Source organism: Bacillus timonensis (assembly GCF_000285535.1).
Lineage (GTDB): Bacteria > Bacillota > Bacilli > Bacillales > Bacillaceae_L > Ferdinandcohnia > Ferdinandcohnia timonensis.
Map to the genome: position 1 here is coordinate 136,143 of NZ_HE610987.1, position 12,496 is coordinate 148,638.

At 36.6% G+C, this 12,496-nt stretch carries 14 protein-coding genes and 1 pseudogene; 6 read left to right on the forward strand and 9 right to left on the reverse strand.

Annotation, left to right across the window (positions count from 1 at the left end):
* Window positions 1-108: 108 nt before the first annotated feature.
* The gene (locus tag BTHG_RS15080; protein ID WP_026021838.1) at window positions 109-645 is read right to left on the reverse strand and encodes a ribonuclease H-like YkuK family protein; all 537 of its coding nucleotides are present in this window, start codon (window positions 643-645) and stop codon (window positions 109-111) included.
* 220 nt (window positions 646-865) lie between these two features.
* Between BTHG_RS15080 and BTHG_RS15085 the strand changes: the two genes are divergently transcribed.
* The 5 genes from BTHG_RS15085 (at window position 866) to BTHG_RS15105 (ending at window position 4,615) form a co-directional block, all read left to right on the forward strand.
* Window positions 866-1,636, forward strand: coding sequence for an SseB family protein (locus tag BTHG_RS15085; RefSeq protein WP_010677569.1), 771 nt, complete (start codon window positions 866-868; stop codon window positions 1,634-1,636).
* A 23-nt stretch (window positions 1,637-1,659) separates the two neighbouring features.
* Window positions 1,660-2,916, forward strand: coding sequence for a YwqJ-related putative deaminase (locus BTHG_RS27445; protein ID WP_010677570.1), 1,257 nt, complete (start codon window positions 1,660-1,662; stop codon window positions 2,914-2,916).
* Entirely contained in the window at window positions 2,906-3,349 is a 444-nt protein-coding gene (locus tag BTHG_RS15095) for a toxin-antitoxin system YwqK family antitoxin (RefSeq protein WP_010677571.1), read from the forward strand. The genes BTHG_RS27445 and BTHG_RS15095 overlap by 11 nt, the downstream gene beginning before the upstream one ends.
* A gap of 8 nt (window positions 3,350-3,357) precedes the next feature.
* Window positions 3,358-4,041, forward strand: coding sequence for an endonuclease V (locus BTHG_RS15100; RefSeq protein WP_010677572.1), 684 nt, complete (start codon window positions 3,358-3,360; stop codon window positions 4,039-4,041).
* A 106-nt stretch (window positions 4,042-4,147) separates the two neighbouring features.
* Window positions 4,148-4,615: a hypothetical protein gene (locus BTHG_RS15105; protein ID WP_010677573.1), complete on the forward strand. Its 468-nt coding sequence runs from the start codon at window positions 4,148-4,150 to the stop codon at window positions 4,613-4,615.
* A 205-nt stretch (window positions 4,616-4,820) separates the two neighbouring features.
* Here the strand turns inward: BTHG_RS15105 and mnhG are convergent, their stop codons facing one another.
* The 7 genes from mnhG to BTHG_RS15140 form a co-directional block, all read right to left on the reverse strand.
* The gene (gene mnhG / locus BTHG_RS15110) at window positions 4,821-5,222 is read right to left on the reverse strand and encodes a monovalent cation/H(+) antiporter subunit G (protein WP_010677574.1); all 402 of its coding nucleotides are present in this window, start codon (window positions 5,220-5,222) and stop codon (window positions 4,821-4,823) included.
* The gene (locus BTHG_RS15115) at window positions 5,197-5,484 is read right to left on the reverse strand and encodes a Na(+)/H(+) antiporter subunit F1 (protein ID WP_010677575.1); all 288 of its coding nucleotides are present in this window, start codon (window positions 5,482-5,484) and stop codon (window positions 5,197-5,199) included. Before BTHG_RS15115 ends, mnhG begins: the two co-directional genes overlap by 26 nt.
* Complete coding sequence (locus BTHG_RS15120; protein WP_010677576.1) at window positions 5,484-5,960, reverse strand: Na+/H+ antiporter subunit E; 477 nt, start codon at window positions 5,958-5,960, stop codon at window positions 5,484-5,486. Before BTHG_RS15120 ends, BTHG_RS15115 begins: the two co-directional genes overlap by 1 nt.
* Window positions 5,961-6,028: 68 nt before the next feature.
* Window positions 6,029-7,519 (reverse strand): Na+/H+ antiporter subunit D, encoded by a 1,491-nt coding sequence (locus BTHG_RS15125; RefSeq protein WP_010677577.1) that lies wholly within the window; start codon window positions 7,517-7,519, stop codon window positions 6,029-6,031.
* Window positions 7,512-7,850, reverse strand: a complete 339-nt coding sequence (locus BTHG_RS15130) for a Na(+)/H(+) antiporter subunit C (RefSeq protein ID WP_010677578.1) — start codon at window positions 7,848-7,850, stop codon at window positions 7,512-7,514. The genes BTHG_RS15125 and BTHG_RS15130 overlap by 8 nt, the downstream gene beginning before the upstream one ends.
* Window positions 7,850-8,275: a Na(+)/H(+) antiporter subunit B gene (locus tag BTHG_RS15135; protein ID WP_010677579.1), complete on the reverse strand. Its 426-nt coding sequence runs from the start codon at window positions 8,273-8,275 to the stop codon at window positions 7,850-7,852. The genes BTHG_RS15130 and BTHG_RS15135 overlap by 1 nt, the downstream gene beginning before the upstream one ends.
* Window positions 8,259-10,676 carry a Na+/H+ antiporter subunit A gene (locus BTHG_RS15140; protein ID WP_010677580.1) on the reverse strand — a complete coding sequence of 806 codons (2,418 nt, stop codon included), beginning with the start codon at window positions 10,674-10,676 and terminating at the stop codon, window positions 8,259-8,261. Before BTHG_RS15140 ends, BTHG_RS15135 begins: the two co-directional genes overlap by 17 nt.
* 253 nt (window positions 10,677-10,929) lie before the next feature.
* On the opposite strand from BTHG_RS15140, the gene BTHG_RS15145 reads away from it, so the two are divergent.
* On the forward strand, window positions 10,930-11,619 hold the full coding sequence (locus tag BTHG_RS15145; protein WP_010677581.1) for a universal stress protein: 690 nt from the start codon (window positions 10,930-10,932) through the stop codon (window positions 11,617-11,619).
* Between the two features lie 103 nt (window positions 11,620-11,722).
* Here BTHG_RS15145 and BTHG_RS25090 read toward each other — a convergent pair.
* A pseudogene (locus BTHG_RS25090) lies at window positions 11,723-12,285 on the reverse strand (tyrosine-type recombinase/integrase).
* Window positions 12,286-12,496 lie beyond the last annotated feature (211 nt).

Sequence of the window (12,496 nt, forward strand, 5' to 3'; positions counted from 1 at the left end):
TCACGCATACCGCCAATATGTTAAATCCGAAGCAAAAAATCAGTGCCTGATTCCCAGCGAGTATCTTACCCCTGGGTGCCAGGCACCAAATCCGTTTTCTATACCATTTTACTTAGTGTAACGGTTTGCGTAGCATGAGGCCACAAACGCATTTGGTTTTATTTTTGGCTCCACGCCGATTGCTTCCATTCGTGTGACCATTTCCTTCACAAAGTCACGTGTTTTATTCCTCTTCCCTGCCCCAATATCAATATGCCCCTCCATCGTAAATGAAGCACCATCGTATATATGTGGTAGGACAATATCAATAAGTTCATTTTTCTTTTCCTCGGTAAATAATGAAACAACTTCCTCTGATAAGGATAACTCATAGGAAATCCGCTCATGCAAATGTTCCATTCTTCTCGGAACAACCACTTTTCGAATACACGCCCACACACCTTTTCCTTCATTAAGTATCACAACACCTGTTATATAGGTGGTTTGTCTTGGATGGACTTGAGAATCTGTACCAATAATAAGCCTATATTTCCCAGTAGGCTCTGATCGCATGAACCCTAAAATATGTTCAAAGACCCGCTCGAATGACATTCGTTTTTCCTTTAGGTTTTTAAATAAGAAGTGATTGTTTGAATTGTTTTTCATAAATTCATATCACAACTTTCCAGTCTATTGTCGACCTGCTTTTATACATTTTATGAGCGGAAACTGAATTATGTGTTCTAAATGGTGAATTGGTACAAAATGTGGTTGTCCTCGATTAGAAAACACGCCATTTTTCCTAGTACTTTTTTACCTACTTTTAGCTCTGATTGAATTGTATAATATTACCATAAACTTAAATTGGAGCGTGTATGTTCAAAAAATGATAAAACAATCCATTGACCCATTTGATGCCATTCTTTCAGAAGCCATAACGAATCCAATGAAACGATTTCATTTTTACAAAGCTTTCATGGATTTAGAAGTAGTTGTGATTGGTACTGTTTCTTCAGATGAAGAATCTTCAGAACCTGTTCTCCATTTGACACATATCGAAATGAATAATGAGCTTGTACTACCTGTATACTCCTGCATTGAGAAGTTCAATAAATTGTATAAAGGAAAATATAAATATATAAAAATAACAACACGTCATCTCTTACAGTTAGTTGAACCTGATACACCGTGGGTACTAAATCCCGGATATGATATCAGTAAAAAAATCATCCAAGAAGAACTTGAGACCTTACGTGACGGAAGAATTCTTCATTATTTTTTCGAAGAGCTAGACCTCGAAGAAAAACAGGACTTTCTTACCGACCAGATGACAGAAATCCCAATACAAGTCCTTGAGGTTATTTCCAGTAAACTTAAAAACTTCCCTGCTATAAAAGAAGCTTATTTTACACATATCTATAATCCCTCTCTTTCAAGCAATCCAATCCCTCTGGTTGGACTTACCGTAGATCAAGAAGAGGAAAATTCGGAGGATCTTTTAGTACAGGTATTTCAAGTAGTTAATGAAAATTCTCTGCAGCGAATTGAAATTCTTATCCTTGTTGAAAATCTTCCACTAACAAATTCAATCATTAACGGAAATGGCCCCTTCTATATTCGAACAACGATAGATGATCTGAACTCGATGTTCCGATAAAATTCACGAAAGGAGGTAACGAAATGGCTCAAATAGATATAAAAGTGAATAGTGTTCGCTCTTCAAACAGTCGGTTAAAAGGAATCACTTCCGATTTGACAGATACACAGAGTCGAATCTCTAGTCTACGCCATACAATTGACAGTCAAATTACTAGTAGACAGGGGATTGGAGTAAATCTAAACAGTATGGCTTCTTCTATCCATGATATAGAAAAACGTCTCAACCAACTTCATAGTTTCGTAGATACTAGCTTAAGTTCGTATGAACAAGCGGATAAACAAGTAAACGCCAATTCACAAAAGTTAACCGAGCCTCCTAAGAAATCATTTTGGGAATCGGTTGGAGACTTCTTTGGAGTTGTGGGCAACTCTATAAAGGGATTTGGAACTGGACTATGGGATGTCGTGGTATCCACTGTCGAAGGAATTTGGAACATTATCACTCATCCGGTTGAAACGTTTAAAGGGCTCGTGAATGTCATCCAACACCCAATCGAAACGGCAAAAGGAATATGGGATGCCATCAAAACATCTTGGAACGAAGATGTGATCAATGGTGATGCTGAAAGTAGAGGAAATTGGTTCGGTCGTGCTTTTGGAGAGATTGCCCTCGCTGTTGTAGGTACAAAAGGTGTGGATAAAGCGGTAAAACTGGCGAAGGGTACAAAAGTTGTTGATGAAGTTGGTGGAGTTAGGGTTGTTGATGATGTAGGATCTAATAAAAAAGATACATTAGATAGTAATAAGGGTATAACTGAAAATAACGGTAAAAATGTAAGTAGAATAGAATACTTACGTAATAAATATGGACAGTTTACGCCAGATGAATTAAATTATAGAATTAACTTACGTGGTGAATCAATGAACGAATTGCAAAAGCTAAAAGATTCAGGTATAAGCAAAAAGAAGATGGGTCCTGCTTTTGCAGGTGTATATGATAAAACAACTGGTAAATATTATTTTTCAGTAAATGATTTTGATGGTGTATTGCCTGATTTTCATCCTATTATACAGTCTAGATATGATTCGATGCCAATTGAGGTTCGAGATTCATATGAGTTTACAAAAGGCGCAGGTTCACATGCAGAAGTAATCGCTTTAAATGATGCATTAAAAGCAAATCCAAATGCTAGTTTGGATAATTTTATTGTCAATGTTATCCGTACAGGTCAAAGTAGAGTAAAACCAGCTGGATTAATGTTTCCAAGATGTCCTCATTGCGCTTATCTAACAGATGGATTCGAATTTATAACGGAGGTTCCAAAAAATGAAAAATGAGATTTTAACGAAAGAACAGGTAATACAAATCGGTGTAGAGTTTGAAGAAAATTTAGGTTTTGGTGGACCGTATGATTTAGGAATTGTTGAGTATGATGAAGATGGCGAAGAAAAGCTATTTACAGGCTTAGCTTATGACTTATATGAAAATGGAAATTTAGAAAGTTATTTTTTTGTAGAAAATGGCGTAAAACAAGGTGCATCTGTTTCTTTTTACCCAAATGGGAATATAAAAAGAATAGGTAACATGGATAAAGGTGCTGCAGAAGGATTCCAGGTTGAGTATTTTGAGAATAAAATCAAAAAATATGAATCACAATGCATTGCTGGACGTGAGATGACTTTTATTAAGTATGATGAAAACGGGAATATAAAAGAACAAAAAATAGAACCAAGCGAATCCGATTTAGCATATGCTAAAAAATTCAAGTAGGAAAATAAATGGACAATAGACTCAAAGAAGAATTAAATACATTACAAAATAACCTTAGGACAAAAATCAATTTAAAAAATACATTTCAGGTAGATGAAATACATACAGTTGCTGGAGTAGATATTGCTTATTGGTCTGAGAATAATGTTGATTACGGAGTATGCTGTATTGTTATAGTAGATTATTCAACTAAAGAGATTATTGAACAAGTTGAATATAAGGGTAAAGTTGAATTCCCTTATCTCCCAGGCTATCTAGCTTTTCGTGAATTGCCGCTTATTCTAAAGGCTGTCAAGATGCTGAAAAATATTCCTGATATATACATGTTTGATGGAAACGGCTACTTGCATAAACGTCACATGGGAATTGCTACACAGGCATCTTTTGATTTAGGAAAGCCTACGATTGGTGTTGCTAAAACGTATTTTAAAATCGAAAATACTGATTTTGCTATGCCAGAAAATATAGCAGGATCCTATACGGATATTATTATTGATGGTGAAGTCTACGGACGTACTTTGAGAACAAGGGTAGATGTTAAACCGATTTTCGTCTCATGTGGAAACTGGATAGACTTAGATACCGCTACTAAAATAACCATGCATTTTATAGAAAAACATAGTCGATTACCTATTACCACCAGATATGCAGATTTAGCAACACATGAAGCAAGAAAAAGATATCAAAACTAGATAGTGATTTTTTTGAGGAACATCCCAACTCGAACATAAAGTATAGTCCATTCTAATAATACAATGGATTCCCAAACGTGGAATGCGGTATAACGAGGAGACAAAAATGGGCAAATATGCGCTTTATCAGAATAAAGTTTACCCTGTTAATTTTCAGGGGCAAGTCCTTTGTTTAACATCAAAATTTAAAGAAAATGGGTTTAATGAATTAATTGATATAGTAGGAAACCGACATGATGATATTTTTATTAAAGAAGTTTCCCTTGAAGATGTTTTACTAGTTTATGAGTTAAAGATGAACGCAATTTATAAAGGTAAGGAATTCGAAACATATGGGGTTGATTCCTCTACTTTAGAAAAAAATTACATTCTATTATTTAGCATGGATTACGAAGATGTTAATGACTTTGGCTTTAGAAAACACGAGCAATTTGTTTACCAAAAGGAAGTTGCACTTGGCGACATCGATGCCCTAGTTGAAATGAAAAAGCCAATCTTAAAGTGGGAAAACCAACCTGAATCACGGAGAACTATTCCAAACAACAAGATTAGAGACTATTTAAGTCAACTATAAAAATTGGTTTCTTCTAGCATGTAGGTTTACCTTAATTCGTGTCTTCCCGCATAAGTTTTCGGGTATGAAGGACTTTTCCTCTTCCTGTTTGGTTCGTTTGGTCCTTCATCCAACGCAATTCCGAAACACTACCAATGGAACCACGAGAACCGTCCCTCTGGTCCCCTGGTCCCTAGTCCCCCTGGTCACACTTCTATCTCCACTCCTATCGTTCCACTGGTTCCCCTGAACCACGAGAACCGTCCCCCTGGTCCGCGATGACTTCTTTTAGGTCGTCTTGGACGCTTTGTGGAGCGAGGGGGACTTTGGAGCGGTAGGCGGAGCGTACGATGACGTGGGCTGCGACAGGGGCTGTGAGGAATACGAAGAAGATTCCTAGAAATAAGCGAATGCTAAACGTTCCTTCCATTATGAAAAACAGAAAAGTTCCTACTAAGATAAAGAGAACCCCCATCGTCGAGCTTTTCGATGCTGCATGGGCACGTGAATACAAATCGGGTAAACGAATCAAGCCAACCGCACTAAAAAAACTAAAGACGGTTCCAACCAAAATCGATAATGCCGCAATAAGTTCAATAATCTCAATCGGATTGTTTACGTCGTTCAATGACAACACCTCTTTCAATAAATCTCGCAAAGGCAATTGTACCGATGAAGGATAGAATTCCTATCAATAAAATCACTTCAAAAAAACCGGTATTCTTTAAAAATACGGAGAAAATAGCCACACCCGAAATAATGTTTATACCTAATACGTCCAGTGCTTGTATCCGATCCGAGGACGACGGTCCCTTCACTAACCGATAAATCGTCACAAAAAAAGCAAATGTAAGAAACCCCATTGATATAAGCAAGATTGTTTTAATCATTAGCGTGTCACCCTCTTTATTGCCTCTTCAAATTTTGCTGTTGAACGTATCACAGCATCACTTGATTCAGGGATATCCATGGCATGGATATAAAACTTTTTCTCATCGTGTGAAACTTCAACGACGACCGAACCCGGTGTTAAAGTCAATAACATTGCGAGTAAGGTTATTTCCAAGTCCCCTTCCAAATCTGTTTCTAAGGTAAAAATGCCTGGTGTAATATTAATCTTTGGCCTCATAACCTGCTTCACCACCAAGACGCTTGAAGAAAATAACTCACGAATAAAGACGAGAAATAATTTTACAATTGCAAGTAAAGTTACCACATAAAATTGATGAGGAAAATACCTACGCAAGATAAAAAGCACGATTAAACCAAACAAATAGCCACTAAAAAAAGTAAGGATCGTCCAACTATCTTGGAGAAACATCCAAATAAAACCGATAAACAAGTTAATTAACACTTGGATGGGCATGATACCACCCCTTTCCTGTATATAAATGCCGCGTGTTTATACGAGACTCACCCGCTGCTTTGGAGAATCTATTCCACAAAGGCACTTCCTAAAACTGCTTCAATATAAATACTAGGATTCATGATGACTTCAACCGCTAAATCAACATAATCACTAATCCCTTGTGCCCCTACTCCAAGCGCAATCGTCAAACTTGTAAGAATGCCCATAGGCAATAACAAGCCTTTTAATGATTTTGTTTCACTTTCTTCCGGGACATCCGTATATCCCCAGAATCCATTCATAAAAATTTTCATAACCGAATACAGAACCATTAAACTTGTTAACAAGCCGACTCCACCAAGCCAGAAATAGCCTGAAGCAAATGTTCCTTCTGTGATAAATATTTTCCCTAAAAATCCGCTAAGGGGTGGTATTCCTCCAAGCGACAATGCTGCAATGAAAAACATCCATCCAAACTTTGGCTGTAGTCGCATCAATCCACTAAATTCTTTTAAATTGCTCGTTCCTGTAAAATAGACGATAGTTCCACCTAATAGAAAAATGAGTGCTTTCACAATCATATCGTGGATTAAATAATAGATAGAACCGGTGATTCCTTCTGCAGTTAACGAAGCAACCCCAGCTAAAATAAACCCAACACCCACGACCACATTGTAGGTAATGATTCTTTTAATATCCCAATAGGCTACTGCGCCAAATGCTCCAAGCAACATCGTAACAGCCGCCAAAATTCCGATTAATAGATGTGTGACTTCTGGCTCGTGATAAAAAACAAGCGTGAATACTCTCATAATCGAATAAATACCGACCTTCGTTAATAGCGCTGCAAAAATGGCCGCAATTGCTGTTGGTGGCGCACTGTACGAACCAGGTAGCCAAAAGAATAAGAACAGACCTGCTTTTAAACTAAATACTATTAAAAATAATATCGCTACTGTTGTCATCACACCATCCTGTCCAACCTCAGCAATTCGAACAGAAAGATGTGCAAGATTTAATGTACCAGTCATCGCATATAAATAGGCAACTGCTACTAAAAATAGAAATGATGAAATCAAGTTTACTAATATATATTTGATTGATTCACGAAGTTGGACTTTCGTTCCACCTAACGAAATTAAAACATATGAAGAAACGAGCATCACCTCAAAACAAACGAACAAGTTAAAAATATCCCCTGTTAGGAAGGAACCATTAACACCCGTAATTAAAAATAAAAAGAGCGGATAAAAATAAAATGACTCTCGTTCCTCACCAATTGAATGAAAAGCGTATATTAGACAGCACATCGCTACAATACTCGTTACCATGACCAAAATTACAGCTAACATGTCTGCTACCATACTTACACCAAATGGTGCTTCCCAACCACCTAACTGAAGAACCAGAATTCCATCTATTTTAATTCGGTGCATGAGCACCAAAGAAATGACAAAAACACTAGTTACTGCAACTAGACTTAAAGCCCTTTGCAGTTTCCTACTTTTTCGAAAAATAACCATAATCATCCCTATAATGATAGGAATGATGACCGGAAAAATAACTAAATTACCCATCGTTTTTACCTCTCAAGCTTCTAGTATCATCCGTGCCTAAGACCTTATACGCACGGTAACTTAGCACTAAAAATAATGCTGTTGTGGCAAAATTGATTACAATTGCTGTTAAAAGAAGTGCCTGTGGCAATGAATCAACATAGGATAAACCTTTGATTCCTAGTAAAGGAGGTCCTCCCTTTTCAAGGCCTCCCATCGTGATAATTAATAGGTTTACACTATGGCCGATGATCGACGTTCCTAAAATAATTCGTAATAGAGTTTTCGTTAAGATAAGATAAATCCCGATTGCAAATAAGATTCCTACTAAAATAGACATTAAAGTTTCCATTACCTGTCATCACCTATACTCATTATTATCGTGAGCGATGTTCCAATGACAGCCAAGGCGACACCAACATCAAATAAAACTGCTGATGCAATCTCTGTTTCTCCGAATACAGGAAGTTCAATATAACCAAATGTTTGTGTTAAAAATGGAGCATCAAAAAGCATGCTTCCCACTCCTGTACCAACTGCAATTAAAACACCAATCGCTGTTACCACCTTAAAATCAAGGGGCAAATTTTTTCGAACTGTTTCAATATCAAAGGTAAGGAACAGAAGAACTAAACCAGCCGAGAAAGTTAAGCCTCCAATAAAACCACCACCTGGATGATGGTGACCCGAAATAAACAAGTTAATGGCAAACGTGAAAATGATAAGAACAGCAACTTTTGTAATACTTCGTATAATGACATCATTTGGTTCCTTCATCTGATCCCTCCTTTGCTAAACGTAATTTAATTAACGAATAAACTCCAAGACCTGCAATACTTAAAACTAGAATTTCAAGCATCGTATCGATTCCACGGAAATCCACTAGAATTGCATTGACGATATTTTTTGCCCCCGCAAGTTCATAGGCATTTTCATAAAAGCTTGAAATAGAATCGAAAAGCCGATTTCCATTCACTGATAAAGCTACCAAGGTTACAACCGCCCCTGCCCCAATGGAAATAATCGCATTTGTTACCTTAAACGGAATCCGACTTATTTCCTTACGCAATTGTGGCAAATGGTAAAAACACAGAAGAAAAAGCGCTGTTGTTACTGTTTCTACAACTAATTGTGTCAACGCTAAATCAGGTGCACGAAATAGTACAAAGAAAAACGCCACTATAAAACCGAGTGCCCCCACCGCAACAATTGAAGTAATTCTAGATTTTGAAAATAGCACTGCAACTGCTGATACGACTGCAACAATCATAATTGCAATTTCGAAAGGTGTAGCCGGTGTGTCATTCGAGGAATCAAAAGAAATTCCATCAAATAGCCAAATGGATCCACCGACAACTACAATCATGAATCCAATGATATAAACCAGATAATCGCGGATAAAACCTGTCATGTAAAAATTTGTGATGGATTCAGAAATCTGTTCCATTTTATCTAAAATAAGATTGTATATATGATTGATTGTCAGTGATTGTGGATAAAAATGATACACTCGATACCACTTTCTTAAATTGAGATAAAGAATCGTTCCGAGAGCAACTACCCCGACTGTCATCCATAGTTCTGGGCTTAAAAAGCCATGCCATGCTTTTATTTTCAAATCCACAACATCTGCTTCTGACAACACAGGAAGTATGGAGGTCAACGCCGGCTTTAATAAATACTTTGAAAGCAAGTTCGGGAAAAAGAAACCAATTATCACAAGTGAACCTAAAATAATTGGCGAAATCAGCATGCCAAGTGGTGCCTCATGAATGACTCGATCATTGTCGAGCTTATATTTCCCTCTAAACGTTTTAAATACAAGAATCATACAATAGATAAATGTAAATACACTTGCAATCCATGCAACAATTGGAATTAGTATGCCAATTGTCCCCATGTGGAAAAAATCCATTTTTGCTGCATTATTAACCGCCGCAAAAAACATTTCCTTACTTAAAAATCCATTAAATGGAGGCAACCCAGCCATGGAAAAGCTACCTATTACTGTCAGCGTAAAAGAAATCGGCATAAGATGAATCAATCCACCAAGTCTTCGAATATCACGAGTACCTGTTTCATGGTCAATAATTCCAACTACCATAAAGAGACTTCCTTTAAAAGTTGAATGGTTAACTAAATGAAAAATAGCAGCAAAGATGGCAGTTCCATATATGGCTGTTTCATCCCCCAGGCCGAAATACATTGCAGCAGACCCAAGACCTAAAAGGCTCATAATTAACCCTAATTGACTGATGGTTGAGTACGCCAATAATGCTTTTAGATCCGTCTGCCGAACGGCATTAACTGATCCATAAAGCAATGTAAGTAAGCCGACTCCTGTAACGAGCCAAAACCATACCGATGAACCACCAAAGATCGGAGTTAATCGTCCTACTAGATAAATACCTGCCTTAACCATTGTCGCTGAGTGCAAGTATGCACTAATTGGTGTTGGTGCCTCCATCGCATCAGGTAACCAAATGCTAAATGGAAACTGAGCTGATTTGGTAAAAGCACCCAGTAAAATCAGTACCATTGCGGGTATGAATAAAGGACTTGAAGTAATTGCATCTACATTTAGTAGCATTTCACGAATACTATACGTTCCTGAGCTACTTGAAATAATAATGAGGCCTGCAAGCATAGCTAATCCGCCAAAAATAGTAATCAACATAGATTTTTGTGCACCATAACGTGATTTTTCACGTTCAAACCAATACGCAATTAACAGAAAAGAGGATACACTCGTCATTTCCCAAAACACGTAAAGAACGAAAACATTATCAGAGAACACTAAACCTAACATCGCTCCCATAAAAATAAGTAAATATACGTAAAAGTTATGAAGTTCTTCACGTTCCTTCGACAAGTAAAAAATCGAATATAATATGACCAATGCACCAATACCAGTAATTAACAAACCAAATGTCAAACCTAAACCATCAATATATGTTGAAAAATTAATATCATAGGAAGGTATCCAAGGAATGCTAATGAGGATGGAATCTCCATTTGCAATAGTTGGAATAAATGTTATAAGATAGGTAAATATCAGAAGTGGCACGAAAAAAACGAACCAGCCTGTATGAAGTCGTGGAGTGAATTTTTTATATAATATAGGAACAAACACGGCAAAAATAAATGGTAACATGATTAAAAAATGGAACCAATACAATGGAATCCCCTCCTTAAATCCGGATGTTTTTTACAATTTAGTTTTATAGATTGACTCATTTTGTAGCATGCGATATAGTCATACATAGTTTATAAATAAATAACTTTGCAAACATTATTGACAGCTATAGGTGGTGTGAAAAATGCCAGCCCCTTCTAATAAAGGGATTGTCTTTTAGTGGTTTTTCATTTTAAACGGAAACGGAAAAATAGGTAGACTTATGATTCACATCATTCTTTGAGGTGAGTAAAACATGAAAATGATAAAAGAAAGAATGGATGAGAGTATCCTCGTCTGTGTATATTATGGTCCAAATGGAGAGCGTCTTATCCAACGCGGTTGTAAGATTGCAAAAATGCTAGATTGTCCACTGTATATTTTGACCGTCGATCCAAAGCCTTTCGATGACCTCGACCCTGAAAAAGTTAACTATATAGCGAGATGGAAAGAATTAGCTGAACAACATAGTGCGGATGCATTTATTATAAAGGACAATGAAAAAAGACCAATTTCAAAAGTGATTGCCGATGTTGCTAGAGAGAAAAATGTAACTCAAATTATTCTTGGCCAAACTGCACAAAGCCGCTGGGAACAAATCGCAAAAGGTTCAATAATTAATTCATTATTAAAAGAAATTCCGTTCGTTGACCTTCATATTATCTCAGTTGCCCGATACCTTAAAAACACTGAAGGTCAATTTGAAAAAGGAGTCCGTGCATACCTTGTTAAGGAAGATGAACATTACCGTCTCATCTTTAAACATACAAAAGACGTTCTCTTTGAAGGAATCTTCTTTAAGGAATTTGGAACTGATTTTAATAATGGAATTTTTAAATTCATGAAAGACCAGAAGACATTACAGGTTCAAGTGAAAGAGGACATCGTGACCGATTTTACTAATGTAGATATGAACACAAATCTAGATGATGAAGACTTTTTATAATCCCTCTGCCTTTTAGGCAGAGTTTTTTTTAGCCCATACGATGTGGGTCACAAAGACGTAGCCACAGGACGCGTCGGTCTTAGTCTTTGATTCGCTAAATATTTTATAAGTTTACATCCACTTTCACTAATCGCTTTTCTTCTTTATTAATTCCTATATATTTCAATGTTTCAGATGGTGAATGGTGGTTATAAATATCCATTAAAATAGAAATCGCAATTCCTTTTAGATAGGCATGGTAACCAAATGTTTTTCGGAGCGTGTGCATTCCAATTTTCCCAGGAATACCAACCTCTTTAGCAGCATTGTGTATGATACGGTAAGCCTGCTGTCTGGAAATTGGCTGATTATCCTTTTTTGATTTGAATAAAAAATCACTGGCTTCATATTCTTGGGTACTTAGATACTCGCTTAGTTCCATCTTTATCATATTGTTTAAATAATAAGCTTTTCCCTCCCCGCTTGTTATGTCCTTCACATAAAGGAATTCTTTCATTCCAGAATCATCCAATACGTCTTCCACACGCAAGGAAAGTAAATCACTCACCTTAATTCCTGTATTAATGCCGAACACAAAAAGTAATAAATCTCTTTGAGACTGCTTTTTTAATATCGCTTTTATTGCATTTATTTTTTTACGTCCTTAATTGGATCGACAAACTCCATCGATATCCTCCCGCTAATGTTACATAACATAAAATTAACACACATTAAGTTACATGACAAGAAACTTGCTTACAAATTCATTGGAAAAAGTGTTCCCTATTTTTTTGAAATATTAATAAATTCATTGTTATATACACTATTTCAGCTTCAAAAAAAAGGATTATTTTGTTGGAAGCAGGGCAAATTATAAAAAATCTTCCTTAGTAATTAT

Excerpts from the sequence above, each read along its gene's own strand:
- BTHG_RS15100 (WP_010677572.1), top strand. The coding sequence starts at position 3,358 with ATGGACAATAGACTCAAAGAAGAATTAAATACATTACAAAATAACCTT.
- BTHG_RS15085 (WP_010677569.1), top strand. The coding sequence starts at position 866 with ATGATAAAACAATCCATTGACCCATTTGATGCCATTCTTTCAGAAGCC.
- BTHG_RS15125 (WP_010677577.1), bottom strand. The coding sequence starts at position 7,519 with ATGGGTAATTTAGTTATTTTTCCGGTCATCATTCCTATCATTATAGGG.
- BTHG_RS15080 (WP_026021838.1), bottom strand. The coding sequence starts at position 645 with ATGAAAAACAATTCAAACAATCACTTCTTATTTAAAAACCTAAAGGAA.
- BTHG_RS15135 (WP_010677579.1), bottom strand. The coding sequence starts at position 8,275 with ATGAAGGAACCAAATGATGTCATTATACGAAGTATTACAAAAGTTGCT.
- BTHG_RS15120 (WP_010677576.1), bottom strand. The coding sequence starts at position 5,960 with ATGCCCATCCAAGTGTTAATTAACTTGTTTATCGGTTTTATTTGGATG.
- BTHG_RS15105 (WP_010677573.1), top strand. The coding sequence starts at position 4,148 with ATGGGCAAATATGCGCTTTATCAGAATAAAGTTTACCCTGTTAATTTT.
- BTHG_RS15130 (WP_010677578.1), bottom strand. The coding sequence starts at position 7,850 with ATGGAAACTTTAATGTCTATTTTAGTAGGAATCTTATTTGCAATCGGG.
- BTHG_RS15095 (WP_010677571.1), top strand. The coding sequence starts at position 2,906 with ATGAAAAATGAGATTTTAACGAAAGAACAGGTAATACAAATCGGTGTA.
- BTHG_RS15115 (WP_010677575.1), bottom strand. The coding sequence starts at position 5,484 with ATGATTAAAACAATCTTGCTTATATCAATGGGGTTTCTTACATTTGCT.
- BTHG_RS15145 (WP_010677581.1), top strand. The coding sequence starts at position 10,930 with ATGAAAATGATAAAAGAAAGAATGGATGAGAGTATCCTCGTCTGTGTA.
- BTHG_RS27445 (WP_010677570.1), top strand. The coding sequence starts at position 1,660 with ATGGCTCAAATAGATATAAAAGTGAATAGTGTTCGCTCTTCAAACAGT.